Origin of the sequence: Rathayibacter sp. Leaf299 (assembly GCF_001423055.1) — a bacterium.
Lineage (GTDB): Bacteria > Actinomycetota > Actinomycetes > Actinomycetales > Microbacteriaceae > Rathayibacter > Rathayibacter caricis.
This window is the reverse complement of sequence record NZ_LMNT01000002.1, coordinates 856,602-883,562: the sequence shown is the minus strand read 5'-3', so window position 1 is coordinate 883,562 and position 26,961 is coordinate 856,602. Positions and strand designations below refer to the sequence as shown.

Below are 26,961 nucleotides of genomic sequence, written 5' to 3'. Positions count from 1 at the left end.
GGGGAAGTCCGGAGCGGGTGGATCTCGATACGCCCGCTGCGCGGGCTACTCGATCAGCAAGAGGGAGGCGCCCGCAGGGCCGCCTCTCCTCCAGGAAGGCGCCCGCAGGGCCGCCGCCGCTGACGGGGTCGGCTGCAAGGCGGAGGAGGGAGCGATACCGGCGGTATCGCGACCGACGACAACGCCGCAGACGGCCCCGTCAGCGGCGGCGGCGGGCGCGTCAGCGGCGGCGGGCGGTGCCGAAGATGCCGCGGACGACTTCGCGGAGCAGGGTCTTGCCCGCCGAGGAGCCGAGGACCTGCTCGACGACGCCCTTCTCGCGGCGCGGGGTGCTGGTGCGCGTGGTGGGGGCGGTGCGGCGGCGGGTGCGCTCGGCGGCGGCGTCGGCGCGGCGCTCGGCGGCGGCGCGTTCCTTCTGGAGGCGCGCGTCGGCGGCGGCGCGCTCCTTCGCGGCGCGGGCCTGCTCCTTCGCGAGGCGGGCGTCCTCCTCGGCGCGCTCCTCGGCGACCCGGCGCTCCTCCTCCGCGTCGGCTGCGGCGTCGAGGCGGCGGGTCAGGATCTCGCGGGCGGAGTCGCGGTCGAGCGGCGTGCCGTAGCGCGCGAGCAGCGGGGAGCGCTGCACGCTCGCCTCGCGCTCCGACTCCGGTGTCGGCGACATGGAGCCCTGTGGGGCGCGCAGCCGCGTCCAGGCGACGGGCGTCGGAGCGCCGCGCTCGTTCATCACCGTCACGATCGCCTCGCCGATCGGCAGGGCCTGGAGGGTCTCGCCGAGGTCGTAGTCCGACTCCGGGTAGGTCGAGACGGTGGCTCTCAGGGCCTTCGCGTCGTCGGGCGTGTGCGATCGGAGCTGGTGCTGGATGCGCGAGCCGAGCTGGGCGAGGACGTCGCCCGGCACGTCCTTGGGCGTCTGGGTGACGAAGACGATGCCGACGCCCTTCGAGCGGATGAGGCGCACCGTCTGCGTGATCGCCGCGAGGAAGTCCTTGGAGGCGTCGCGGAACAGCAGGTGCGCCTCGTCGAAGAAGAAGACGAGCTTCGGGCGCTCGAGGTCGCCCACCTCGGGCAGGTCGTTGAAGAGGTCGGCGAGCAGCCACATCAGGAACGTCGAGAAGAGGGCCGGCCGGTCCGCCACTCCGGGCACCTCGAGGAGGCTCACCACGCCGCGGCCGTCGGCGGTGCTGCGGAGGAACTCGGCCGTGTCGATCTCGGGCTCGCCGAAGAAGACGTCGGCGCCCTGGTCGGCGATCGCGATCAGTTCGCGGAGGATCACGCCCGCGGTGGCCTTGGACAGGCCGCCCAGCTCGGCCAGCTCGCCCTTGCCCTCGTCGCCGACGAGATAGGTGAGGACGGCGCGGAGGTCGGAGAGGTCGACGAGCGGGAGGCCCTCGCCCTCGGCGTAGTGGAAGACGAGGCCGAGGCTCGACTCCTGGGTCGCGTTCAGACCGAGCACCTTCGAGAGCAGCAGAGGCCCGAAGCCGGTGACGGTCGCGCGCACCGGGACGCCCGTGCCGATGCCGCCGAGCGCGAAGAACTCGGCGGGTGACGCCTCCGCGTGCCAGTCCTGCCCGATAGTGCGGGTGCGGGCGAGGAGCTTCTCGTTCTCGGTGCCGGGCGTCGCGAGGCCGGAGAGATCGCCCTTGATGTCGGCGGCGAAGACGGGGACGCCGGCCGCGGAGAGCTGCTCGGCGAGGACCTGCAGCGTCTTGGTCTTGCCGGTGCCGGTCGCGCCGACGACGAGGCCGTGGCGGTTGAGCATGCCGAGCGGGAGCCGGACGGGGACGTCGGGGCGGGCCTCGCCGTTGACGAGGGCGCCGAGCTCGAGGACGGGGCCTGCGAAGGCGTAGCCGGCGCGGACGGCGTCGACGGCGGACTCGGAAAGCGGGGCCGGAGGCGCGGGCGCGGCGACCGGATCCTCCTGCGCCGCCTCGACCAGCCGCACGTCGTCGACGACCGCGCTCGCCTCCTCCGGCCCCGACACCGCACCCAGCGCCGCCGCGGCGGCCTCGGCGCGCTCGAGCGCCCGCGCCGCCTCGGCCTGCAGTGCTCGGGCGGCCTCCAGGGCCGCGCGTGCGTCGTCCCTCGCCGAGGCGAGCCCGTCGTCGATGCTCATGCGACCAGCCTAGGCTCGCGTGTCCTCGCGGACGTGCCAGGCCTGGCCGTAGCCGCCCTCCTCGACGGGCCTCGCCATCAGCTCGAGGAACGGCGCCGCGTCGAATGCCTCCGGGCCGAGCACTCCCGCTCCCGACCAGGCGCCCGTGGCGAGCATCTCGAGGGCCACGACCGGGTTCAGCGCGGTCTGCCACACCACGCACTGCGCCCCGTACTCGGCCATCGTCCACTCGTTGTCGCTCACGTGGTAGAGGTACACCTCGCGGTGCGCGCCGTCCTTCGTGCCGCTGACCCACAGGCCGGCGCAGGTCTTGCCGGTCATGCGCGGGCCGATGCCGGCCGGGTCGGGCAGCGCCGCGGCGACCACGTCGCGCGGGGCGACGAGCACGGGGCCCTCGGCCGACCGCACGCGGATCGGCTCGGTGCGGTCGAGGCCGAGCAGGTTGAGTGTGCGCAGGACGCCGATGAACTGCTCGCCGAGCCCGTACTTGAAGGTGACCCGCTCGGCGTCGAGCCAGCGCGGCATCAGCAGCACCTCCTCGTGCTCCACGTTCACGCACTCGACCGGGCCGATGCCCTCGGGGAACTCGAACACCTCGGGCTCCGAGAAGGGCGGCGTGGTGAACCAGCCGCGGTCCTTCTCGAAGACGACCGGAGGGTTCAGACACTCCTCGATGGTCGTCCAGATCGAGAAGGACGGAGCGAAGACCTCCGCGCCGCTCTCGTCGCGGACCACGAGGTTCGCGCCGTCGCGCACGCCCAGCTCGTCGATCCGGTCGAAGAGGTGATCGGAGGCGTAGCGGGCGAAGACGTCCGACAGGCCGGGCTCGACGCCCATGCCGACGAGGGCGAGACGTCCGCGCGACTCCCACTCCCCCGCCGCCTCGAACTGCTCGTCGCCGAGCTTGACGCCGGTCTTCGCGTGCGGCTCGTCGGAGTGCGGGCGGGAGAGGCTCATCGCCATGTCGACGTAGTCGGCGCCGGCCGCGAGGGCGCCCGCGAAGATCGTGGGGACGAACTTGGGCTCGACGGCGTTCATGACGTGCGTCGCTCCGTGCGCCCGCGCGACCGTCTCGACGCTCTCGGCGTCGGAGGCATCGATGCGGGCGGCGACGAAGCGGTCGTCGACGCCGTGGCGGTCGGCGATCCACGCCACGGTGCGCTCGGCGCGGGCGAGCTCGTAGTCGCAGACGATGATCTGCTCGAAGAACGTGCGGCGGGCGGCGATCCGGGCGAAGGCGTCGCCGACGCCGCCGGCGCCGACCAGGAGGATTCTCATGCCCCTACCGTAGCGACGGATCGCGTCGCCCACCACGCCCGGAACCATCGAGAACGGTGCTCCGCTCGCCTTCCGGCCACTGATTCCGTCACTCCCCCACGCCGACGTCCTTCTCGAGGAGGCGGATGAAGCGCGACAGCCGCTCGAGCCCGGTGAGCGAGGTGGGCAGGGAGGCCGCGAGCGCGGGCGAGTGCACGAGGTACGCGGCCCACTTCGCCCGCGAGATCGCGACGTTCAACCGGTTCGGCAGGAGGAGGAACTCGAGGCCGCGCGGGACGTCGGCGCCCGAGGACGCGGCGAGCGACACGATCGCGACCACCGCCTCCCTGCCCTGGAACAGGTCGACGGTGCCGACCGCGGTCTCGACGAGGCCCGCCTTGTCGAGCGCGGCGCGGAGCAGCCCGCCCTGAGCGTTGTAGGGCGCGACCACGATGACGTCGGCGGCGGTGAGACTCCGCTCGCCGTGCTCGTCGACCCAGGTGCGGCCGATCATCGACAGTGCGATCTCGACCACGCGGCCCGCCTCGTCGGGCGAGGAGGTGGTGTCGCCGGCGTGCACGACCGGGACGGAGTGCAGCCCCGGAGCCACCCCTTCGAGGCGGCGCTCGGCGGGGGCCCGGGACACCAGGGCGCCCTCGTAGGAGAGCTCGGAGACGGCGGCGGCGAGCGCCGGGTGCATCCGGTACGTCTGCGCGAGGAAGTAGCCGTACTCGGCGGGCAGCACGTCGTGGCCGTCGGCCAGCCAGCCGAGGGCCGACTCGTCCACCGGCTCGGGGTGCGAGCCCTGGCTGACCTGCGGGAGCTGCTGCGGATCGCCGAGGAGCAGGAGGCGCTGCGCCGCGACCGAGCTCGCGATGGTCGGCGCGAGCGAGAACTGACCCGCCTCGTCGACGACGAGCAGGTCGAGGGAGCGACGGGGCACGGTCTGGGCGTTCGCGAAGGTCCACGCGGTGCCGCCGACGACGCAGCCGCCCTCCTCCTGGAGCACCGCCGCGAGGGCGGCGCCGTTCGTGACGGGAGCCCACGCCGCCGCGGCGAGCGACTCGGCCGAGGCGCCCTTCTTGGGCACCTTCGCGACCCGCGACGGGTCGACTCCGCGGCCCACGACCGCCGTCAGCACGTTCTCGACGACGGAGTGGGACTGACCGACCACGCCGACGCGCCAGCCGTGCTCGCGCACGAGCCGGGCGATCACGTGCGAGCCGACGTAGGTCTTGCCGGTGCCGGGCGGGCCCTGCACGGCGAGGGTCGCCCGATCGAGGCCGACGAGCGTCGCGACCACGGCGCCGATGACGTCGTCGCCCTCGACCGGGGCGACCGCGGCGGGGGGCCTGCGCCGCAGCACGTCGAGCGCGGGGTCGGGCAGCAGCTCGGGCAGCGCGTCGAGGACCTCACCGCCCCACTCGGCGATGGCCTCAGGCTGCGGGGCCGCGCGGGGCGGCGGGGCGGGGGCGAGCGCGACGGGCCCGTCGTCGTGCGGGTCCTCCCCCGCCTTCAGCCCCTCCTTGAGCAGAAGCACGATGCGCTCGCCGTCGTCGTCGACCGCGAGGATCTCGGAGCGGTCGGACGCGCCGCGGAGCCCCGGGCCGGGCGAGGGCGCTCCGGGCGGCGGGGGCGCGTCGTAGACGAGGTACGGCGAGGAGCCGGTGCCGAGCCGGCTGCCGGGAGCGAGCCGGCCGAGGATCCGCAGCTCGCGCGACTGCGTCCGCGCCTTCGGGAGCTTGGACCACTCGCGGACGACCTCGACGCGGTCGATCATCACGACGTCGCGCGTGTCGGCCCACTCGTCGAGCGGTTCGCGGAGGCGGTCGAAGTGGTCCTGCCAGAAGGTCTTCGCCTCGCGGCGGTGGTAGTCGATAGCGGCGCCGGCCAGGGCGAGCGCGGTCTGGTCGGCCGTGCGCTCCCAGGGCTCGACGCCCTCGACCTGCGCGAGCAGCGCGACGGCGGTGGGGTCGGGCTCGCGCGGCACGGGAAGGTCGATCTCGACGAGCGGCAGCGGCGCGTCGCGGGGCGGTGCGAGCGACAGCAGCCAGTCGCGCAGCCGGAGGGTCGACCGGCAGTCGTAGGCGTTGTACTCGGCCACGAGGTCGAGCTCGCGCTGACCCTTCACGGGGTCGTCCGCGAACGCGGCGCGCGCCTTCACGTAGACGTCGATGCTGTCGGCCGCGTTCGTCACTCCGGACGCGTCGCGCTCCTCCGAGCCCATGTAGAGCGGCTCGAGCTTCTTGATCGAGTAGCTGCGCGAGCCCACCCGGAGCGCCCGCCGGACCACCGGATAGAGGTCGACGAGGACGCCGTCGCGTAACAGCTGGTCGACCTCCTCCTCGCCGACGCCGTGCCGCAGGGCGAGCGAGAGCAGGTGCGTGCGCTCGTAGGAGGCGTAGTGGTAGACGTGCATCCGCGGGTACCAGGCCCGGCGTTCGCGCAGGAACGCGAGGAAGTCGACGAGCGCGCGCCGCTCGGCTGCGAGGTCGTGCGCCCAGAACGCCGTGAACTCCTCCTGGTCGTCGACCATGCCGAAGAGGTAGTCGAGGCCCCACTCGCGGTTGTCCTCGCTGTGCAGCGGATCGCCCTCGAAGTCGAAGAAGAGATCGCCGGGATCGGGAGCGGGCAGGGCGGCGAGGACGGAGGGGTCGATCAGCTCGACGGCGGGCACGGACGAGGACTCGGACAGCACCTGCAGCCGCGCCTGCGCGCGCAGCGAGTCGAGGGTGCCGGCGCCGAGGCCGGGGACCGCGCCGACGTGCTCGGCGAGGGCGTCGAGGGTCGTCACTCCGGCCGCGGCGAGCTTCGCCCGCTGGTCGAGCCGCATGCCGGCGACGAGGATCGGATCGCGGTGCGCCGCCACCTCGGGAGCGCAGACCGGGCAGCGACCGCAGGAGAGGTAGCGCGCATCGCCCCACGCGAGCGGCTCCGCGGCGGCGAGGCGCTCGGCGAGCACGGACCGCAGCCGCGCGCGCTGCACGCGCTGCACCGGCGCGATCGAGGCCAGCTCGTGACTGGTGACGGAGCCGTCGCCCAGCACCAGGTGGACCCGCTCGCCGACCCGGACGCCGCGGGCGCTCATCTGCTCGGCGTAGGCCGCGAGCTGCAGCAGGGCCGGGATCTTGGCGTGCCGCGCGAGCTTGGTGTCGTAGACCTCGTACGCGCCGTCGTCGGTGCGGAGGAGGAAGTCGGAGAAGCCGAGGAACTCGCCGTCGAAGAAGACGGCCTGGTAGAGCACGTCGACTCCGGCGCGCATCGCCTCGACAGCGGCGTCGGCGGCCGCCGCGTAGCCCGCTGGCTCGGGACGCTCGAACTCGAGGACCTCGTGCGTGCGCTTCAGCTCGTCGAGGAAGCGGTGCTCGTGCTCGTCGCCGAGGACCGCCGTGCGATCGAGCATCGCGTCGACCACCGGGTCGAGCCGCGGGGACCGGCCGAGCATCGCGTCGAAGCGCCGCAGCACCGCCCACTCGCAGGCCGCCCAGTTCGAGAGGTCGGTGGGGCTCGTGACCACGCGGCCGGCCTCCAGGTACATGCGACTCCCTCCGGTGCCGCCGGGCGGCGGGCGCCTCCAGGCTAGGGCGACCCTCCGACACCGGGCCGTGGGAGGCTGGACAGGTGACCAGGGCGCGCTTCGAGATCATCCCCACCGCCGATATCGCCGAGCGGGCCCGCCGCGCGTTCCCCGACCCGTCGGCCGTCGTGCTGACCGTCACGAGCCTCCCGAAGCACGGCCTGGAGCGCACCCTCGACGCGGCCGTCGAGCTCGCCGCCCTGGGCTTCGGCGTCGTGCCGCACCTGGCCGCCCGCACCGTCGAGGGGAGGCCCGCCCTCGAGCGCGCGCTCGGCCGCCTGGGCGACTCCGGGATCGGCGAGGCCTTCGTCGTCTCAGGCGACGCGAAGAAGGCGAGCGGGACCTACTCGACGAGCCTGGAGCTCCTCCGCGACGCCGTCGAGATCATGCCCGCCCTGGCCGTCGGCATCGCCGGCTACCCGGAGGGGCACCCGCACCTCTCGGACGAGAGCATCCTGAAGCACCTGCGCGAGCGGGCCCCCTACATCCGCTCGGTCGTCACGCAGATGTGCTTCGACGTGGACGCCGTCGCCCGCTACGCCGACTCGCTGCGCGCCGAGGGCATCGACGCGGAGCTGTGGGCCGGGATCCCGGGACCGGTCGAGCGCGCGACGCTGCTGAGCCTGGGGGCGAAGATCGGCGTGGGCTCGTCGCTCGGGTTCCTGACGCGCAGCTCCTCCGTCGCGGGCGGGCTGCTGCGCGGCCGCCGCTTCGACCCGACCGCCTTCGTCGGGCGGCTGGAGGCGGCGGCGGGCGACCGGCTCCACGGGCTGCACGTGTACACGTTCAACGAGCTCGACGGGCTCGCCTCGTTCGGCTCCTAGCGCACGTCCGAGCGCTTCACCCAGATCGGCGGATGCGGCAGCTCGCTCTCGCTGCGGAGACGGCCGGCGAGCGGCGCCCAGACGACGAGCGCGACTCCGACGCCCAGGAGCAGGCCGCCGATCGTGTCGCTCAGCCAGTGGGCGCCGAGGTAGGTGCGGCTCGCCATCATCGCGATCGTGTAGAGGAAGCCGGCGATCCAGACCCAGATCAGCGGGAAGATCAGGGCGAGCACCATGGCGGTCGTCGCCGCGTTGGCGGTGTGGCCGGAGGGGAACGAGCCGTAGTCGCTGGTCACCAGCATGTCCTCGGGGCGGGCGCGGCCGACGAGCTCCTTGACGAGCTGCGTCAGGCCGACGCTGACGAGGGCGGCGACGGCGTAGTACAGCGCGGCCCAGCGCCTCCGGAACACGAGCAGGACGGCCACGATGGCCAGCGGGATGATCGCGGTGCCGGTGATGCCGGCGCCGACCGTGTTCATGATCAGGGCGGGGATGTCCCAGACGCTCGAGCGGTGCTCGACGACCTCGTCCATCCACTCGACGTCGAAGCCGAAGGCGGTGGTGGGGCGGTAGGCGATCATGATCGCGAGGACGACGGTGATCAGCAGAGCGATCGACGCCGAGATGAGCGGCCAGCGGCGCGAGACGCGGTGCGCGACCTCCTGCGTGAGGACCTTGGTCGCCGCGGGGTCCGCGGACGGCGCGGCCGTGGTCATCCGCTCGCGCTGCACCGCGTCGGGGGACGCCGACGCCGGCTCGGTCGGGGGGCGGTTCTCGCGGTTCACCATATGGACATGATGCCGCGCCTGCCGTTCACCTCGCGGGGGCTTGCGCGGGGTGCGGGGCGCTGGGTTCGGGCGGTGCTGTGCGCGATCTGCAGGGGATTGCGCGATCTGCAGGGGTTCCGGAGGGGAACTCGCTTTCCTCCGCGGGGACTCCTCGCCGACAGCGGGATCCCCTGCGAATCGTGCAGATACCTGCAGATCGTGCGGGGCCTGCAGATCGTGCAAGTCCCTGCGGATCGCACCGGGGCCCCGCAGATCGCACCGAGGGAGGAGGAGCCGCGCGTCAGTCCTGCAGGGCGGCGACCGTGCGCGGGCGGACGATCAGCCAGAGGGCGAGGATCGAGACGGTCGCGGTCGCCATCATGACCAGGGCCATCGGCACGGCGGAGGAGGCGCCGAAGATCCCGGAGATCGGCGAGAGCAGGCCGGCGACTCCGAAGTTCACCGCACCCAGCAGCGACGCGGCGGTGCCCGCCTCCCTGCCGTGGTTCACGAGGCCCAGCACCTGCACGCACGGGAAGCTGAAGCCGCAGGAGGCGATGAACAGCCAGAGCGGGACGAGCGTGCCCCAGAGCCCGAAGCCGAGGACGTCGAACAGCGCGATCAGCCCGGCCGACGTGAAGAGCGACACGGTGGTGATCGCGAGGATCCACTGCGGGCCGACCCGGCGGCTGAGGCGCGAGGACGCCTGCACGCCGAAGACGACTCCGAGCGAGTTGACCGCGAAGAGCAGGCCGTACTGCTGAGCGTCGAAGCCGTAGAGCCCCTGGAAGAGGAAGGAGGAGCTCGAGAGGTAGGTGAAGAGGCCGGCGAAGGTCATGCCTCCGATGACCGCGACGCCGACGAACTGGCGGTCGCCGAGCACCGAGCCGTAGCGCTGCGCGAGGGAGCGGCGGTCGCGGTCGTCGCGCGCGGTCCGCGGTCGGGTCTCGACGATGAGGAGCGCCACGGCGACCATCACGACGAGGCCGTAGCCGGCGAGGAAGACGAAGACTCCGCGCCAGTCCATGACGAGCAGGAGCTGCGAGCCGATCACCGGGGCGAGGACGGGAGCGAGACCCGACACCAGGGCGAGGCGGGAGAGCATCTTGACGAGCGGACGACCGCCGAAGAGGTCGCGGACCATCGCCATGGCGACGACTCCGCCCGCCGCGGCACCCGCGCCCATCAGCACGCGGAACACGCCGAGCCAGACGATGTCGGGCGCGAAGGCGGCGCCGATGCAGGTGAGCACGTGCACGGCCGTGGCCAGGATCAGCGGCAGCCGGCGCCCGACCGCGTCGCTCCACGGCCCCACGATCAGCTGGCCGAGGGCGAAGCCGAGCGTCGTGCCGGTGAGGGTCAGCTGCACCGCCGCCTCGGATACGTTCAGCTCGCTCTGCAGCACCGGGAACGCGGGGAGGTAGAGGTCGATCGTGAACGGACCGAGCGCGGTGAGCGCTCCCAGAACGATGATGTAGACGAGCCGCTGACGCGCGGTCAGGGCGTCGCCGGGGTGGCGGTGGACGGGGACGGAGCCGGTGGGCGTCGAGGCGACGGTGGTCACGGAGGCCTTCCTGCGCAGGAGCGCGGGGAGCGGAGCGGGAGCGGCTCGAACGGCCGCGAGGAGCGGCGCCGGACCCTCGGATCCGTGCACCGCTCCTCACGCTAACCGCCGAGAGCGCCTGTGTACTCCCCCTGGGTCGAATTGATTCGACTATCAGTCCATGCGGGGACGTGATCGGCGCGATCCGAGACCGGGAGCGCTCTCACTCCACCCGCAGCAGTGCGACCCCCTGGGGCGCCAGGGTGACGGAGTCGGCGCGCCCGCCGGTCAGCACGTCGACCCCCGCGATCGGCACGACGACGTCCGAGCGCCCGTGGTTGATCGCGAAGACGAGCGCGCCGCGGCGGATGAGCTCCACTCCCTCGAGGGGCTCGGCGAGGATCCCCTCGACACCCGCGTCGGCGAGCGCGCGCTCGACGACCGTGCCGAGCAGCTCCGGCGCGGGCCAGGTCGCGACGTACCAGGCGGAGCCGCCTGCGGCCGTCTCGCGGCGGGTGATCGCGGGCCAGCCGTCGAGGTCGTCGGTGAAGCGCGCCAGCACCTCCGCACCGTCGGCGTGCAGGTACTCGCGCCAGCGGGTGATCGCGCCCGCGAGAGACCCGGTCACGGTGGACTCGGGCAGGTCGTCCGAGAACGCGTCGGCGGAGGCGAGCGGAGCGAACTCCTCGACGCGCACGCCGAGCGTCGACTGCAGCGCGCCGAGGTAGCCGCCCTCGGTGATGTGCGCGTCCTCGTCGGTGATGCCGCTCTGGAAGGTGGTGACGAGGTGCCCGCCGCCCTCCGCGTACGCGGCGAGGCCGGCCAGATCCTCCGCTCGCACGGTGAACAGCGCCGGAGCGACGACGAGGTCGTAGCCGTCGAACGGCCCGGAGGCGCGCACGAAGTCGACCGTGACGTGGCGGCGGGTGAACTCGCGGTGCCAGGCGGTCACGTGCGCCGCGTAGTCGATCGCGCCGGGAGTCGCGTCCTGCTCGATCGACCACCAGCTGTCCCAGTCGAAGACGATCGCGACGCGCGCGGCCACCTCCGTGCCCAGGATCTCGTCGAGGCGGCCGAGCTCGGCGCCCAGCTCCTCGACCTCGCGGAACACGCGCGTCTCGGGGCCGCCGTGCGGCACGAGGCCGGAGTGGAACTTCTCGGCCCCGGCGCGCGACTGCCGCCACTGGAAGAACAGGATGCCGTCGGCTCCGCGGCCCAGCACCTGGTAGCTCCAGGCGCGCATCTGGCCGGGCTTCTTCGGGGCGTTGCTGCGGCGCCAGTTGACGGCGCTCGTCGCCTGCTCCATCAGCAGCCACGGGCGGCCCTCGCCCAGCGAGCGCATCAGGTCGCGGGCGACCGCGGCGGTGAAGGGCGCCTCCGGATCGGCGGGATCGGGATACAGGTCGTCGGACACGACGTCGACGTGCGGCGCCCACGCCCAGTAGTCGACCGGCTTGAAGAGCCCCATGAAGTTCGTGGTGATCGGGGTCTCGGGCGAGTACTCGCGCAGGATCTCCTTCTCGGCCAGGTAGCACTCGAGCAGCTGGCGCGAGGAGAAGCGGTCGAAGTCGAGGCGCTGGGTCGGGTTCGGCAGGGTCGGCATCGCGGCGGGCGGGCGCACCTCCTCGAAGCTCGAGTAGCGCTGCGACCAGAAGGCGGTACCCCAGGCCTCGTTGAGCGCCTCGATGCTGCCGTACTTGGCGCTCAGCCACTCGCGGAACGCGAGGACGGCCGATTCGGAGTAGTCGTGCGAGACGTGGCAGCCGTACTCGTTGCCGATGTGCCACATCTCGAGCGCGGGGTGGCCGGCGTAGCGCTCGGCCAGCTTGCGCACCAGGCGCGCGGCGTAGCGGCGATACACGGGCGAGGACGGCGCGTACTGCTGGCGCGAGCCGACTCCGAGGACCACTCCGTCGGCGGTGACGGGCAGCATCTCGGGGTGCTCGTGGCTCAGCCACGGCGGCGGCGACGCGGTGGCGGTGGCGAGGTCGACGCGGACGCCGCCGGCGTGCAGGCCGTCGAGGACCTCGTCGAGCCAGGCGAAGTCGAACTCGCCGTCGCGCGGCTCCAGGTGCGCCCACGAGAAGACGCCCACCGTCGCGAGATTCACTCCGGCGCGGTTCATCAGGGTCACGTCCTCGGGCCACACCTCCTTCGGCCACTGCTCGGGGTTGTAGTCGCCTCCGTAGCGAACGGGCATGTACTCTCTCCTTCGACCGCCGAGGCGGTGGTGCGGGCCGGGGCGCCGACGGTGGTGCCCGATCCCGGTGGTCCTCCAGCAGGGTAAACGCTTACCTCCGCCGCGCCCAAGCCCCGGACGTCACGGGGCGAGCGGATGCAGCGGCGCGGCCAGCGGATGGGCGAGCAGCTGCTCGAACGCGAGCTCGGCCGCTCCGATCATCAGCAGATCGCCGCCGAGCTCGGTGCGCGCGATGCGGACGGACTCGAGCGCCACGCGGAACGGACCGCCGTGGGTCAGGCGCTCCTCGAGGAACCCGGGCGCCACGCCGACCAGGGCGCCGAGGAAGCCGCCGAGCACGACCAGCTGCGGGTTGAAGATGTTGACGACGTTGCGGAGAGCCACGGCGAGGTGGCCGAGCTGGCGCTCGACCTCCGCGCGGACCGCCGGGTCCTCGGAGGCGGCGAGCGCCTCCTCCAGCCGCTCGCTCTCCTCCAGGCCCAGCACGCGCAGCAGCTCGGCGCGGCCGACCTCGGTCTCGAGGCAGCCGACCGCGCCGCAGTGGCAGTCGACGCCCGCGCTGTTGACGAGGGTGTGGCCGATCTCGCCCGCGTAGCCGTCGATGCCGTGCAGCGGAGCGCCTCCGACGATCACGCCCGCGCCGACGCCGCTCGCGCCGCCGTTGAGGTAGATCAGGTGCGAGACGTCGCGGCCGGCGCCGAGCGCGCTCTCGGCCAGGGCGCCGAGGTTGGCGTCGTTCGCCGAGAGGACGGGGAGCCCGGTCGCGTCGGCGAGCATCCGCGAGAACGGCTCGTCGCTCCAGCCCAGGTGCGGGCCGGTGCGGACGAGGCCGTCGGCGTCACGGACGAGGCCGGGCACCGCGACTCCGATGCCGACCGTCCGGGCGTCGGCGGGCAGCTCGGCGCGCAGCTCGGCGATCGCGTCCGCGGCGAGCGCAGCGGCCGCCTCGGCGGTGGGCACGAGCGCGGTGCGGCGGAGGCGGCGGCGCACCTCCGCGTCGAAGCCGACCACCGCGACCGTCACGGCGTCGATCTCGGGGTTCACGGCGAACGCGACGACCCGCGGATCGGCCTCGACGATCGGACTCGGACGGCCGACCTGGTTCAGCGTGTCGGGGTCGCGCTCGCGCACGATGCCGAGCTCGACCAGCTCGCCCACGAGGGCGGCGATGGTCGAGCGGTTCAGCCCGGTCGCCCGCGTCAGCTGCGAGCGGGAGCGCGGCCCGCCGCGGTGCACGAGGCGCAGGATCGCGGCGAGATTGTGGCGCCGGACCCGGTCGAGAGTGTTGCCGCGCGTCGCGTGGTCGGGCATTCCGCGGCCTCCTCTGGTCTCGGGTCAGCCTATCGGCGGGCCTCGGCGCTCTCCGCCGGGTGCGTTACGACGGCCGGCCGCGCACATCATCAGCCGGGAGGAGGGGATGACCGCTGTCAGGCGACATCCCCTCCTCTCGGCGGAGGTTCTGCAGACTCACGCCCCTGCGCGACTCCAGGTCCAGCTGCCCTCCGGCCCGTCGACGCTCACATCGGCACCCGAGCGGGCGACGGTGAAGACCGTCTCGACCCCGGAGTCGTGCGCCACGACCCGCACCTCGCGCGCGCCGTCGCCGCCCGGGAACACCCGGAGCTCGAGCCCGTCGAGGTAGTCGTACTCGGCGACGTCGGTCCGAGAGCCGACGGGCACCACCGCCCCCTCGCGCACGTAGAGCGGCAGGGTGTCGAAGCCGTGGACCTCGCGGCGCCACTCCCCCGTCGAGTCGACGGTCTCGCCGGTCCACCAGCTGGTCCAGCTTCCGCGGGGCAGGTAGAACTCGACCGAGCCGTCGGGAGTGAAGACCGGGGCGACCAGCAGGTCGTGGCCGAGCATGTACTGCGTGTCCAGGTGCGCGGCGTTCCGGTCGTCCTCGAACTCGAGCGTCATCGGCCGCATCACCGGGATGCCCTCGCGCGCCGCCTCCGCGCCCGCCGCGTAGAGGTACGGCATCAGCGAGAGCTTCAGCTCGGTGAAGCGGCGGGTGATGTCGACCGCCTCGTCGCCGAACTCCCACGGCACGCGGACCGAGGTGGAGCCGTGCAGGCGGGAGTGCGAGGAGAGCAGTCCGAACGCGAGCCAGCGCTTGAAGACGCCCGGGTCGGGCGTGCCCTCGAAGCCGCCGATGTCGTGCGCCCAGAAGCCGAAGCCGCCGAGCGCGAGCGAGAGTCCGCCGCGGAGGGTCTCGGCCATCGACACGTAGGACGAGGTGTTGTCGCCGCCCCAGTGCACCGGCAGGGCCTGCCCGCCGACGGTGGCGCTGCGGGCGAAGAGCGTCGCGCGCCCCTCCCCCAGCTCCTCGACGAGCACCTGGTGCACCGCGAGATTGTAGAGCTGGGTGTACCAGTTGTGCATCGCCTCCGGGTCGGTGCCGTCGGCCCAGACCACGCCCTCGGCCGGGATCCGCTCGCCGAAGTCGGTCTTGAAGGAGTCGACGCCCTGGCGGACGAGCACGCGCAGCTTGTCCTGGAACCAGCGCGTCGCCTCCGGGTTGGTGAAGTCGACCAGCGCCATGCCGGCGACCCAGAGGTCCCACTGCCAGACGTCGCCCGACGTCGTCCTCAGCAGGTAGCCCTTCTCGCGGCCCTCTGCGAAGAGCGGCGAGGCCTGTGCGATGTACGGGTTGATCCAGACGCAGGTCTTCAGGCCCCGGTCGTGCAGGCGGGCGAGCATGCCCTCGGGGTCCGGGAAGGTGCGGGAGTCCCACTCGAGGTCGGTCCACTGGAACTCGCGCATCCAGAAGCAGTCGAAGTGGAAGGCCGACAGCGGCAGCTCGCGCTCGGCGAAGCCGTCGATGAAGGAGTTGACGGTGTCCTCGTCGTAGCTCGTCGTGAAGCTGGTGGTCAGCCAGAGGCCGTAGCTCCACGCGGGCACGACGGACGGGCGGCCGGCGAGCCCCGTGTAGCGGCGCAGGACGTCCTTCTTCGTCGGACCCTGGATCACCAGGTACTCCAGCGCCTCGCCGCCGACCGAGAACTGCACGCGCTCGACCGACTCCGAGCCGATCTCGAACGAGACGAGGCCGGGGTCGTTGACGAGCACGCCGTAGCCGCGGTTGGAGAGGTAAAAGGGGACGTTCTTGTAGGCCTGCTCGGAGGAGGTCCCTCCGTCGGCGTTCCACACGTCGACCGTCTGGCCGTTCTTCACGAACGGGCCGAATCGCTCGCCGAGACCGTAGACGAGCTCGCCGACTCCGAGGTCGAGCTGCTCGTGCACGTAGGGATCGTCGTCGGGTCCGGTCAGGTAGCCCTGGGACTTGTGGCCGGAGCCGGTCAGGCGCGTGCCGGTCGCGGTGTCCCAGAACTCGAGCGACCAGGGCGCGCCCTGCGCGACGCGGACCTCGAGATCGCCCGTGCGGAGCACGCCGCCCGCCTCCGTGACGCTCGCCTCGCCGACCGAGCCCTCGGTCAGGGCGAAGCCGGGCCGGGTGGCGGTGCCGCGCCAGTGCTCGATGCGCACCTTCGCGACTCCCTCGGCGGGCGAGGAGACCGTGACGGTGAGCGCGGGACGGTTCAGCACGTCGCCGCGGCCCTGGATGACCTTCGTCGGCGCGATCACCTCCAGTGCCGAGCCGGTGGCGCGGATGTCGTACGCCTCCTGCGCGAACAGGGCGGTGAATCCGGCCCTCGTCTGCCAGAACCCGTCGGTGAACTTCATGCGTGTGCCTCTCTGGTGGCGGTGGAGGTGGTCGTGCGGGGTGCGGAGTGCGGGCACCGCGGAGCAGGGGCCGGTGGGGCCCCCGCTTGCAGTGGTGGTGCTACTTGACCGCGCCGGCGGTGATGCCGCGGGTCAGCGTGCGCTGGAAGATCAGGAAGAAGATCAGCGTCGGGAGCAGGCCCAGCAGGGCGCTCGCGCTCGTCGTCGTGACGTCCATGATCTTGTCGCCCTGGAGGCTCGAGATCGCGATCGGGACGGTCTGCGTCGCGTCGCTCACGAGGAACACCAGCGGGATGAGGAACTCGTTCCAGGTCCAGATGAAGAAGAAGATCATCAGCACCGAGAGGGTCGGCCGCGAGATCGGCACGATCACCCGGGTGAGCACCTGCCACTTCGAGGCGCCGTCCAGCGCCGCGGCCTCGAGGATCTCCTTCGGGAACGTGCCGTAGACGCTCGAGAGCAGGTAGGTGCCGAAGGCCGACTGGATGACCGTGAAGATGATGATCACGGACAGCTGGCTGTCGTAGATCCCCACCGCCTTGAACATGTAGTACAGCGGGTAGAGCAGGGCCTCCTGCGGCAGCATGTTCGCCAGCAGGAACAGCACGATGATCCAGCTGCGGCCCTTCACCCGCCCGATGCCGATCGCATAGGCGTTCAGCACCGAGAGGGCGACGGCGAGGATCGCGACCGACCCCGAGATCAGGATCGAGTTGCCGAGCTTCTCGGGGAAGTTCACCCGCTCCCAGAAGGTCGACAGGCCGTCGAAGGACAGCCCGGTCGGGAACGCGAGCGGGCCGTTCGCCGAGTACTCGGCGGGGGTCTTGAACGAGTTGAGCAGGATCAGCAGCACGGGGCTGATGATCACCAGCCCGATGACGATCGCGACCACGAGGATCGCCCAGTCGCCGATCGTGCGCTTGGTGGTGCCCTTGGCGGGCTTGGGCGCGCGTCGCGACGTGGTCAGGTCGCTGTCCGCGGTGCCCGCCTGGGTGAGGGGCAGGGTCTCGATGGCCGACATCAGCGGGCTCCTTCGCTGCGCTCGACGCGCTCCTGGGCGCGGATGAACAGCACGGCCAGGATCACGATGACGATCGTGAGGGCGGTCGCGATGGTGGCGCCGTAGCCCACCTGCTGCTTCTGGAAGAACTCGGTGTAGGAGTAGTAGCTCGGCACGATCGTCGAATCGCCCGGCCCGCCGCGGGTCAGCGCGTAGATCGGTCCGAAGACCTTCAGCGCGGCGATGGTGCAGGTGAGGGTGACCACGAAGATCTCGGGGCGGATGATCGACACGGTGATCCAGCGGAAGCGCTGGAACCAGTTCGCGCCGTCGAGCTCCGCGGCCTCGTAGAGCTCCGGATCCACGCGCTGCAGCGCCGCCATGAAGATGGCGACCGGGTAGCCCAGCTGGACCCAGATCATCACGACCATGATCGAGAGCATCGCGGTGTCGGGCTTGCCCAGCCAGTCGTGCGAGAGGGAGCCGAGGCCGACGGCCTCGAGGATCGTGTTGAGCGCGCCGTTGTCGGGGCGCAGGATCCAGCCGATGACGATCGCGGCGATCACCGTGGGGAGGATCTGCGGGAGGTAGTAGGTGGCGCGGAGGAAGCTCGCCAGCTTGCCGCCGAACTTCTTGCCGACCAGGTCGAACAGGATCGCGGCGAGCAGGAGGCCGAGGATCGTGGGCACGATCACCATGGCGATGATCATGTAGACGGAGTTGAGGAACGACGTCCAGAACTGGTCGTCGCCCATCAGCTCGACCCAGTTCTCGAGGCCGATGAAGATCGGCGGCTTGATGCCGCGCCACGAGGTGAAGCTGATGTAGACGTTCCACACGAGCGGGATCAGCACGATGAACGTGAAGAGCACGAACCCGGGGATCAGGTAGAGCCAGTAGCCGCCCGAGCGCTTCTCGCGCGGGGGCTTCGCGGCCGGAGGCGGTGGCGCGCTCTCCGCGCGACGCGGTGCGGTCGTCGTCATGGGTACTCCTAGAGGTCGTGCGGGGAGGCGTGCGGGAGGGGGCCGCGAGATGCCACTTCGGGACGGGTCCGACGGCGTGTCGTGTACCGGAGTGGCATCTCGCGGGAGGGGATGCGGCGGGCGGGACCTCAGCGGACGTTCATGCGACCCCATTGAGGGGTCGCCGTCGCGGTGTCGAGGCTTCCGCGGTTACTCCGCGCCTGTGGGCGCGGGGCTGGCCGCCTTCAAGTGACGCTGCGCGTCACTTGATGTCGTCCACTCCGTCGTCGTACTTCTCCTGCAGCTGCGCGAGCATGTCGTCGGGCGACGTCGACTTGTTCAGCAGCTCCTGCGTCGCGGCGACGAGGTCGTCGTAGAAGGTCGCGGTGGGCCAGTCGGGGTAGAACGAGAGCTGGTCGCCGTCGACGACCGTCTTCCACTGCGACAGCAGCTCCTTGCTCTTCTCGTCCGTGATCGCCGACTCGTCGACGACCAGCGGGATGCCTCCGTTGTTGCCGATCAGGTTCTGGATCTCGGGGCGCATCGTGATGTCGATCCACTTGTAGGCGAGGTCCTTGTTCTTCGCCGTCTCGGGGATCACCCAGTGGTTGCCCGCCGAGCCCATCGTGAACTCCGCGCCCGGGAAGAGGAACGTGTTCCACTCGAAGCCGGTGATCTCGGTCTTGAAGCGGCCGAACCACCAGGAGCCCGAGAAGAAGATCGGGTAGTCGCCCGAGATGAACGCGGTGCCCGCGTCCTCGGCCTTGAGGCCGGAGGCGTCCGGCGAGATGTAGCCCTTGTCGACGTACTCCTGGAGCTGGTCGGCGGCGTAGGACCACGCGGCGTCCGAGAAGTCGACCTCGCCCGTGTAGGTCTGGTAGTCGGTGATCCACTGGCGGTCGGCCTTCAGCAGCGCGAGCTGGTAGAAGAGCTGCTGCAGCGGGTACTCGGCCCCGGCCTCGGCGAGCGGCGTGATGCCCTTGGCCACGAACGCGTCGAGCACAGCGATGAACTCGTCGTAGGTCGTCGGCACCTCGATGCCGTTCGCCGCGAAGGCGTCCTCGTTGTAGTAGACGAAGGTGAACTCGCCGTAGTTCGGGATCCCGTACCAGGAGCCGGAGCCCATGATGCCGTCCTCGTCGTACTTGGCGGTCGTCTGCAGCGCACCCGGGACCAGCTTGTCCCAGCCGTAGAACTCGACGGCCTCGTCGAGGTTCGTGAGCAGGCCCTGGCTCGAGAGCAGGCCGCTCGTGGCATTGCCCTTGTTGTACTCGACGACGTCCGGGGCCGAGTTCGAGTTGAAGATCTGGCTGGCGCCGGTGCGCAGCTGCTCGAAGGCCTTGAACTCGTAGGCGATCTCGGCGCCGGTCTCCTGCGTGAAGATGTCGCGGGCGGCGAGCCAGGCGATGCCGCGGTCGCTGTCGGGGGTCTCGAAGTCCCACATGGTGAGGGTGCGGCCGGCGCCGTCGACCTCGGTGGCGAGGGCGTCGGATCCGGCGTCGGATCCTCCTCCGGAGCAGGCGGCGAGCGCGAAGACCGCGCCGAGGCCGACGCCGCCGGCGAGCAGGCCGCGACGGCTGAGCGAGCCGACCGCGGCGGCGGTGGGGCGGTGGAAGGCGGTGCGGGGACGAGGCGACATAGCGGGTGTTCTCCTTCGGACGGTGCCGCTGGGCTGTGACTGCGTGGGTGGGTGGTGGAGCGCTCTCCGATCGGACGAGTGTCGAAGCGTTTCGACGATCGGCCGACGAGGAGCAGGAGCAGGAAGTGGAGGGAGGGGCGTCAGGAGGCGGTCGGCACGCGAGCGCCGATCGCCGCGGCCGCGACGGAACCGCGGTCGACGTAGTGGGGCGGGAGGAGGTCGACGCCGACGGTGCGGCCGGAGTCGATCTGCTGGAGGGTGCGACCGACGGCCGCACGGCACATCGCGTCGAACGGGAGGGGGAAGGAGCTCACCGGGACGCGCAGCGCCGCTCCGTCGTAGCTCGCGCAGGCGGCGAGGACCGAGAGGTCCCCGGGGACGGAGAGGCCGCGCTCGAGCACGCGCTCGACGGCGGCCTCGGCCACGGGCTCGTTGCAGTGCAGCACGAGGGCGGTCGGGGCGATCGCGGATCCGAGGATCGCGTCGACGGCGGACGCGGCGTGGGCGCGGCCGAGGTGCGGGCGCTCGACCACGATCTCGAGGCCGAGCGCGACGCACTCCGCCCGGAACGCGTCGTCGAAGCGGCGGACGAAGCCGGCATTGCGGTCGGTGTACGACTGCGGGTGCTCGATCAGACCGACGGACCGGTGGCCCTGCTCGGCGAGCGTGCGGACGCTGCGACGCGCCGCCTCCGCGAAGTCGAGGTCGACGCAGGCGAGGTCGTGGGCGTCGGCGGGGACGCCGATGAAGGTCGCGGGCACCCCCGCGTCGCGGATGAGCGCGGCGCGGTCGTCGTCGTCGTCGACGCCCATCAGCACGATGCCGTCGACGAGCGAGGAGGAGGAGACACGGTCGATGCCGCTGGAGGCCTCGTCGGTGACGAGCAGCAGCACGTCGTAGTCGGACTCGCGGGCCCGCTCGAGCACCTCCGTCACGAAGCGCATGTGGGTGGGGAGGTGCAGCTCGCCGCGCATCGGCGCCGAGAGGGCGAGGATGTGGGTCCGCGCCCCGGCGAGCATCCGGGCGCCGGCGTGCGGCCGGTAGCCGAGCTCGCGCACCGCGTCGTCGACCCGCTGGCGGGTGGTGGCGGCGATGGAGCGCTTGCCCGAGAGGGCGTAGGAGACCGTGCTGATCGAGACCCCGGCAGCGCGGGCGACGTCGTGGATGGTCGCCATCGTTCCTCCTGCCGGACCTCGTCGTCGGACCCCCTCGACGCTCGAAACGCTTCGACGGGGCTGTGCTGCTGAGCACTGTACGCAGAGTCGAAGCGCTTCCGCAACAGGTTTGTCGCGACCCGCGACATATCGGCCGCCGAGACCGAGGACGCAGTCGATCGGCGTTGCGCGCAGCCGCCGCCCCCGATATGTTGGCCGCAACAACAATTCGGCGACGTCGCCGGAAAGGATCGGATCCATGTCCCTGACCCCCACCCGCGCCGACAAGTTCTCGTTCGGCCTCTGGACCATCGGCTACAACGGCACGGACCCCTTCGGCGGCCCGACCCGCGAGCCCCTCGATGTGGTGCACGCCGTCGAGAAGCTGGACGAGCTGGGCGCCTACGGCCTCACCTTCCACGACGACGACCTCTTCGCCTTCGGCTCGACCGACGCCGAGCGCCAGACCCAGATCGACCGCCTCAAGGGCGCACTCGAGTCGACCGGCCTCGTCGTGCCGATGGTCACCACCAATCTCTTCAGCGCCCCGGTGTTCAAGGACGGCGGATTCACCTCCAACGACCGCGACGTGCGCCGCTTCGCGCTGCGCAAGGTCCTCCGCAACATCGACCTCGCCGCCGAGCTGGGCGCCCAGACCTTCGTCATGTGGGGCGGCCGCGAGGGCGCCGAGTACGACTCCGCGAAGGACATCCGCGCCGCTCTCGAGCGCTACCGCGAGGCCGTCAACCTGCTCGGCGACTACGTCACCGACAAGGGCTACGACATCCGCTTCGCCATCGAGCCGAAGCCCAACGAGCCCCGCGGCGACATCCTCCTGCCGACCCTCGGTCACGCGATCGCGTTCATCGACTCGCTCGAGCGCCCCGAGCTCGTCGGCGTGAACCCCGAGGTCGGCCACGAGCAGATGGCGGGCCTGAACTTCACCGCCGGCATCGCCCAGGCGCTGTACCACGGCAAGCTCTTCCACATCGACCTCAACGGCCAGCGCGGCATCAAGTACGACCAGGACCTCGTCTTCGGCCACGGCGACCTGCACAACGCGTTCTCGCTCGTCGACCTCCTCGAGAACGGCGGCCCCGGCGGAGTCCCCTCCTACGACGGCCCGCGCCACTTCGACTACAAGCCCTCGCGCACCGAGGACGAGACCGGAGTCTGGGACTCGGCCGCCGCGAACATGCGCACCTATCTGCTGCTGAAGGAGCGCGCCGCGGCCTTCCGCGCCGACCCCGAGGTGCAGGAGGCGCTCGCCGCCGCCAAGGTCGCCGAGCTGCAGACCCCGACGCTGAACGAGGGCGAGTCCTACGACGACCTGCTCGCCGACACCGCGTCGTACGAGTCGTTCGACGCCGACGCCTACCTCGGCGGCAAGGGCTTCGGCTTCGTGCGCCTGCAGCAGCTCGCGACCGAGCACCTGCTCGGCGCCCGCTGATCGCTCCGGCGCTCCCCTGACGGACGAGACCCCCTGCCCTCCGGCACGGGGTCTCGTCCGTTCCCCCGTACCCCCCCCTCTGAAGACGCATCCCGCCGCCGCGGGAGGAACGGACACGGCGATGACGCTGGTCGCAGGAGTCGACTCGTCGACCCAGAGCTGCAAGGTGGTCGTCCGCGACCTCGAGAGCGGAGCGGTGGTCCGCACCGGTCGCGCGAGCCACCCCGACGGCACCGAGGTGCACCCCTCGGCCTGGTGGGACGCGCTGACCGCGGCCCTTGCGGATGCCGGCGGACTCGACGACGTCGCCGCGATCTCGATCGGCGGGCAGCAGCACGGCATGGTCGTGCTGGACGCCGACGGCGAGGTGATCCGCCCCGCACTGCTCTGGAACGACACGCGCAGCGCGGGCGCCGCCGAGGCGCTGGTCGCCGAGCTCGGGGCGGAGGAGTGGGCGCGCCGCACGGGCACCGTCCCGGTCGCCTCCTTCACGGCCACGAAGCTCCGCTGGCTGCGCGACGCCGAGCCCGAGAACGCGGCGCGCGTCGCGGCGGTCGCCCTCCCCCACGACTGGCTGACCTGGCGCCTGCTGGGCTACGGACCCGGATCCCCGCGCGGCGTGGACCTCGACGCGCTGACGACCGACCGCTCGGACGCCTCCGGCACCTCGTACTGGGGCGCCGACGGCTACGACCTCGAGCTGCTCGAGCACGCGCTCGGACACCGCCCGGCGCTCCCGCGCGTACTCGGTCCGTCGGAGGAGGCGGGCCGGACGTCGGAGGGCCTCGTGGTCGGCCCCGGCGCCGGCGACAACGCGGGCGCGGCGCTCGGGCTCGGCGCGGGACCCGGCGACGTGGTCGTCAGCATCGGCACGAGCGGCACCGTCTTCGCGGTGACCGAGGACCCGGTGCGCGACCCCTCCGGGACCGTCGCCGGCTTCGCGGACGCGAGCGGGCGCTTCCTGCCGCTCGTCGCGACGCTCAACGCCGCCCGCGTGCTGTCCTCGACCGCCGCCCTGCTCGGAGCCGGCTTCGACGAGTTCGCCGACCTCGCGCTGCAGGCGGAGCCGGGCGCCGACGGCCTCGTGCTCGTCCCGTACTTCGAGGGCGAGCGCACCCCCAACCTGCCGGATGCGACGGCGAGCCTGCACGGCATGACCATCGCCTCGACCAAGCGCCGGAACCTCGCCCGCGCGGCGATCGAGGGCATGCTCTGCGGTCTGGCCGACGGCCTCGACGCGGTGCGCGGCCTCGGGGTGGACGCGCGGCGCATCCTGCTGATCGGCGGAGCGGCGCAGAACCGCGCCGTGCAGCTGGCCGCCTCGCAGGTGTTCGACGTTCCCGTGGTCGTGCCGACCCCCGGCGAGTACGTGGCCGACGGAGCCGCAGTGCAGGCCGCGTGGGCGCTGACCGGCTCGCGGCCGACCTGGCAGGTCACCTCGGTGGCCGAGCCGGCGGCCGACCACCGCCCCGCGATCCGCGCGCAGTACGCGGCGGCCCGCGCCTGACGCCGTCCGCGAGATGCCACTCCGGTACGCCTTCGACGGCGTGTCGCGGATCGGAGTGGCATCTCGCAGGGCAGCCGAGATCAGGACGTCATCGAGTCCACGTACTCGCGGTTCTCGTCCATCCACTCGGCGAGCGCCGCGTCGCGGTCGTCCGACGCGGAGTTGAACAGCGCGTTCTCGAGCGAGTAGAGCGTCTCGGAGTCCATCCGGAAGTCGCGCATCCAGCTGCTCAGCGTCGGGAAGTCGCCGTCGAACGAGCTCGAGCCGAACGAGTGGATGTCCTCCGCCTCGCCGAGCAGCCCCTTCGGGTCCTCGAGGTCCTTCACCGGGAACGCGTCGTAGGCCCAGTGCGGGCGCCAGAGCGTCACGGCGATGTCCTCGCCGTTCGCCGTCGCGGTCTCGAGCTCCTGCAGCATCGCCGGCGTCGACGACGTCAGGTACTCCATCCCCTCGAGGCCGTACCCGGGGATGACCTCCTCGGTCGTCACGGCGTTCAGCCCCGACCCGGGCTCGATGCCGATGAGCCGGTTCCCGACGACGTCCGGATTCGCCGCGAGCTCCTCGAGCGTGTCGATCGGAGCGTCCTCGTTGACCGCAATGGTCAGCTTCGCCTCGTCGTTCCAGGCTCCGAGGTCGACGAGCTGGTCGCCGTACTGCTCCAGGTAGCTGCCGTGGGTGGTCGGCAGCCAGGTGTCCAGCGCCAGGTCGTAGCTCCCGGCGGCGAGCCCCGCGAAACCGGGCGCCACGTCGATGTCCGAGAGCTCGACGTCGTAGCCCTGCTCCTCGAGCACGGCGCCCCAGAGCGCCGACACCGCGATGCCCTCGTCCCAGCCCTGGAACACGGCCAGGCGCACGTCGGTGCGGTCGCCGTTATCGACGGAGGCGGTGCTCGCCGGCCCCGCGACGGCCGACGCGCCGAGGGAGGCGACGACGGCGACCGAGACGGCCGCGACGGCCGAGCGGGTCAGGATCACGGCGCGACGGCTGCCGGCCCGGGCGACGCGGGCGGGCGAGGGCTTCCCCAGCGCCCCCGTCATCCGGTCGAGCACGATCGCGAGGATCACCACCGAGATCCCGGCCTCGAACCCGAGCGACACGTCGATCCGGTTGAGGCTCGCGACGACGTCGCCGCCCAGCCCGCCCGCTCCGACGATGCCGGCGATGACCACCATCGAGAGCGACAGCATGATCACCTGGTTGAGCCCCGCCAGGATCGACGGCAGCGCGAGCGGCAGCTGGATCTGGCGCAGGATCCGCCACTTCGACGAGCCGAACGCCTCCCCCGCCTCGACGAGCTCGGGGTCGACCCCGCGGATGCCGAGCTCGGTCAGGCGCACCCCCGGCGCCATCGCGAAGACGATCGTCGCGACGATGCCGGGCACGACTCCGACGCGGAAGAAGATCAGCGCCGGGATCAGGTACACGAACGCCGGCATGGTCTGCATCAGATCGAGCACCGGGCGGAGGATCGTGGAGGCCGTCCGGTTGCGCGCGGCGAGCACGCCCAGCGGCACGCTCAGCGCGATGGCGATCACGGAGGCGACGAGCACCAGCGCGAGCGAGTCCATCGCGTTCTCCCACTGGTCCACGCTCACGATCACCACGAGCCCCACCGCGGTGCCGATCGCGAGGACCCACCCGCGCGCGGCGTAGGCGAGCACCGCGAGGAACGCGATGATCACCCAGAACGGCGGAGTGGCGAGCACCGCGTCGACTCCCGTGTAGAGAGCGCCGAAGACGGTCCTGATCAGGTCGAAGACGGGCTGGAAGACCGCGGTGAGGGCGTCGATGCCGCTCTCGACGGCGTCACCCAGGGGCAGGCGGATCATCGGACGCCCCCCTCGCTCGCGAGCACGGAGTCGTCGACGGGTCCGCCCGTCGCGTGCAGCGTGGCCGTGACGAGCTCCGTCGGGATCGTCGCCGGCGGCTCGATCACCGGCTGCTCCCCGGTCTGCGAGCTGATGTTGCCGAGGGCGGCCAGCAGCGTGACGCGCGGGATCGCCCCGAGCAGGCGTCCGCTCCCGTCGACGACCGCGACGGGCAGCTCCGTCTCGACGGCGGGCTCGATGATCTCGCTCAGCGCGGTGTCCGGAGCGACGGCGACGACGTCCGCAGTGACGACGGCCGAGAGATCGACCTCGCTCCGGCGCACCTGCCCCATCACGTCGCGGTCGCGAACGGTTCCGACCAGTCGGCGTCCGGCGCCGACCACGAACGCCGCGGAGGTCTGCAGGTCGCGCATCCCGCGGAGCGCCGCGCGGGGCCCGGCGGCGAGGGTCACGACGGAGCGCGGCGGCTCCATCACGGCGGCGGCGGTCAGCACGCGCGCACGGTCGACGTCCTGCACGAACTGCGCGACGTAGTCGTTCGCCGGGTCGGTGAGGATCTCCTCCGGGGTGCCGATCTGGACGATGCGGCCGTCGCGCATGACGGCGATGCGGTCGCCGAGGAGCATCGCCTCGTTGAGGTCGTGGGTGATGAAGACGATCGTCTTCCCGAGCTCCTGCTGCAGCTCGATCAGTTGCTCCTGCATCTCGCGCCGGATGAGCGGATCGAGTGCCGAGAACGCCTCGTCCATCAGGACGATGCCCGTGTCGGCCGCGAGCGCGCGGGCGAGGCCGACGCGCTGGCGCATGCCTCCGGAGAGCTCGCCGGGCGTCGTGTCGTGCCAGCCGGCGAGTCCGGCGCGCTCGATCGCCAGCAGCGCGCGCTCGCGCCGCTCCTGAACGGGGACGCCCTGGATCTCGAGCGGGTAGGCGACGTTGTCGAGCACGGTGCGGTGCGGCAGCAGCGCGAAGTGCTGGAACACCATCGAGACGGACGAACGGCGCACCCGCCGCAGCTCCCCGTCGGGCACTCCCGTGATGCTCGACCCGTCGATCAGGACCTCGCCCGCCGTCGGCTCCTGCAGGCCGTTGAGCATGCGGATCAGCGTGGACTTGCCGGAGCCCGAGAGCCCCATCACCACGAAGATCTCGCCGCGGCGCACGGCGAACGAGGCGTCGATCACCGCCGCGGTCCCGGAGGAGCCGAGGTCGTCCCGGTCGGCGCCCGCCCGCAGTCGCCTCACCGCCTCGTCGGGACGCCGTCCGAAGACCTTGAAGAGCCCTCTCGCCTCGAGGGCGGGAACGGCGAGGTCCTCGAGGACCACTCCGCCCGCGGGCTCGCTGATGTCGTTCTGGTTCTGCTGCACGTACGCTCCGTCGGGGCGCAGGACGGATCCCGCGCTCTCTCATCTCGTGGTGCCGGGTCGGGGCGCGTGGGACTCCCCGGATCGAGCCTCCGCG

The 26,961-nt window shown here is 72.0% G+C and carries 17 protein-coding genes; 3 read left to right on the top strand and 14 right to left on the bottom strand.

The window, feature by feature from the left end:
* Positions 1-220: 220 nt before the first annotated feature.
* From ASF48_RS11325 to ASF48_RS11315, 3 genes are all read right to left on the bottom strand, one after another.
* Positions 221-2,110 carry a helicase HerA-like domain-containing protein gene (locus tag ASF48_RS11325; RefSeq protein ID WP_055791204.1) on the bottom strand — a complete coding sequence of 630 codons (1,890 nt, stop codon included), beginning with the start codon at positions 2,108-2,110 and terminating at the stop codon, positions 221-223.
* 9 nt (positions 2,111-2,119) lie between these two features.
* On the bottom strand, positions 2,120-3,388 hold the full coding sequence (locus tag ASF48_RS11320) for a saccharopine dehydrogenase family protein (RefSeq protein ID WP_055791623.1): 1,269 nt from the start codon (positions 3,386-3,388) through the stop codon (positions 2,120-2,122).
* 88 nt (positions 3,389-3,476) lie between these two features.
* Positions 3,477-6,905: a TM0106 family RecB-like putative nuclease gene (locus tag ASF48_RS11315; protein WP_055791201.1), complete on the bottom strand. Its 3,429-nt coding sequence runs from the start codon at positions 6,903-6,905 to the stop codon at positions 3,477-3,479.
* Positions 6,906-6,988: 83 nt separating this feature from the next.
* On the opposite strand from ASF48_RS11315, the gene ASF48_RS11310 reads away from it, so the two are divergent.
* Positions 6,989-7,768 (top strand): methylenetetrahydrofolate reductase, encoded by a 780-nt coding sequence (locus ASF48_RS11310; RefSeq protein WP_055791198.1) that lies wholly within the window; start codon positions 6,989-6,991, stop codon positions 7,766-7,768.
* Here the strand turns inward: ASF48_RS11310 and ASF48_RS11305 are convergent.
* The 9 genes from ASF48_RS11305 to ASF48_RS11265 form a co-directional block, all read right to left on the bottom strand.
* Positions 7,765-8,556: a phosphatase PAP2 family protein gene (locus ASF48_RS11305; protein ID WP_235577232.1), complete on the bottom strand. Its 792-nt coding sequence runs from the start codon at positions 8,554-8,556 to the stop codon at positions 7,765-7,767. The genes ASF48_RS11310 and ASF48_RS11305 overlap by 4 nt on opposite strands.
* A gap of 280 nt (positions 8,557-8,836) precedes the next feature.
* Positions 8,837-10,099, bottom strand: coding sequence for a multidrug effflux MFS transporter (locus ASF48_RS11300; protein WP_055791617.1), 1,263 nt, complete (start codon positions 10,097-10,099; stop codon positions 8,837-8,839).
* Positions 10,100-10,301: 202 nt separating this feature from the next.
* Positions 10,302-12,278 carry a beta-galactosidase gene (locus ASF48_RS11295; RefSeq protein WP_055791195.1) on the bottom strand — a complete coding sequence of 659 codons (1,977 nt, stop codon included), beginning with the start codon at positions 12,276-12,278 and terminating at the stop codon, positions 10,302-10,304.
* A 120-nt stretch (positions 12,279-12,398) separates the two neighbouring features.
* Positions 12,399-13,589 (bottom strand): ROK family transcriptional regulator, encoded by a 1,191-nt coding sequence (locus ASF48_RS11290; RefSeq protein ID WP_055791193.1) that lies wholly within the window; start codon positions 13,587-13,589, stop codon positions 12,399-12,401.
* A gap of 156 nt (positions 13,590-13,745) precedes the next feature.
* Complete coding sequence (gene yicI / locus ASF48_RS11285) at positions 13,746-15,962, bottom strand: alpha-xylosidase (RefSeq protein ID WP_055791189.1); 2,217 nt, start codon at positions 15,960-15,962, stop codon at positions 13,746-13,748.
* Between the two features lie 100 nt (positions 15,963-16,062).
* Positions 16,063-16,983, bottom strand: a complete 921-nt coding sequence (locus tag ASF48_RS11280; RefSeq protein WP_082481301.1) for a carbohydrate ABC transporter permease — start codon at positions 16,981-16,983, stop codon at positions 16,063-16,065.
* On the bottom strand, positions 16,983-17,945 hold the full coding sequence (locus ASF48_RS11275) for a carbohydrate ABC transporter permease (protein ID WP_055791186.1): 963 nt from the start codon (positions 17,943-17,945) through the stop codon (positions 16,983-16,985). The genes ASF48_RS11280 and ASF48_RS11275 overlap by 1 nt, the downstream gene beginning before the upstream one ends.
* Positions 17,946-18,186: 241 nt before the next feature.
* The gene (locus ASF48_RS11270; RefSeq protein ID WP_082481299.1) at positions 18,187-19,563 is read right to left on the bottom strand and encodes an ABC transporter substrate-binding protein; all 1,377 of its coding nucleotides are present in this window, start codon (positions 19,561-19,563) and stop codon (positions 18,187-18,189) included.
* Between the two features lie 140 nt (positions 19,564-19,703).
* The gene (locus tag ASF48_RS11265) at positions 19,704-20,738 is read right to left on the bottom strand and encodes a LacI family DNA-binding transcriptional regulator (RefSeq protein WP_055791181.1); all 1,035 of its coding nucleotides are present in this window, start codon (positions 20,736-20,738) and stop codon (positions 19,704-19,706) included.
* 238 nt (positions 20,739-20,976) lie between these two features.
* Between ASF48_RS11265 and xylA the strand changes: the two genes are divergently transcribed.
* A complete protein-coding gene (xylA, locus tag ASF48_RS11260; RefSeq protein WP_055791178.1) occupies positions 20,977-22,167 on the top strand; it encodes a xylose isomerase in 1,191 nt (396 codons plus the stop codon).
* Positions 22,168-22,288: 121 nt separating this feature from the next.
* Positions 22,289-23,674: a xylulokinase gene (xylB, locus tag ASF48_RS11255; RefSeq protein WP_055791176.1), complete on the top strand. Its 1,386-nt coding sequence runs from the start codon at positions 22,289-22,291 to the stop codon at positions 23,672-23,674.
* An 80-nt stretch (positions 23,675-23,754) separates the two neighbouring features.
* On the opposite strand, the gene ASF48_RS20080 is transcribed toward xylB, so the two are convergent.
* Both ASF48_RS20080 and ASF48_RS11245 read right to left on the bottom strand, forming a co-directional pair.
* Entirely contained in the window at positions 23,755-25,503 is a 1,749-nt protein-coding gene (locus tag ASF48_RS20080) for an ABC transporter permease/substrate binding protein (RefSeq protein WP_055791173.1), read from the bottom strand.
* The gene (locus tag ASF48_RS11245) at positions 25,500-26,867 is read right to left on the bottom strand and encodes a quaternary amine ABC transporter ATP-binding protein (protein ID WP_442965573.1); all 1,368 of its coding nucleotides are present in this window, start codon (positions 26,865-26,867) and stop codon (positions 25,500-25,502) included. The genes ASF48_RS20080 and ASF48_RS11245 overlap by 4 nt, the downstream gene beginning before the upstream one ends.
* Positions 26,868-26,961 lie beyond the last annotated feature (94 nt).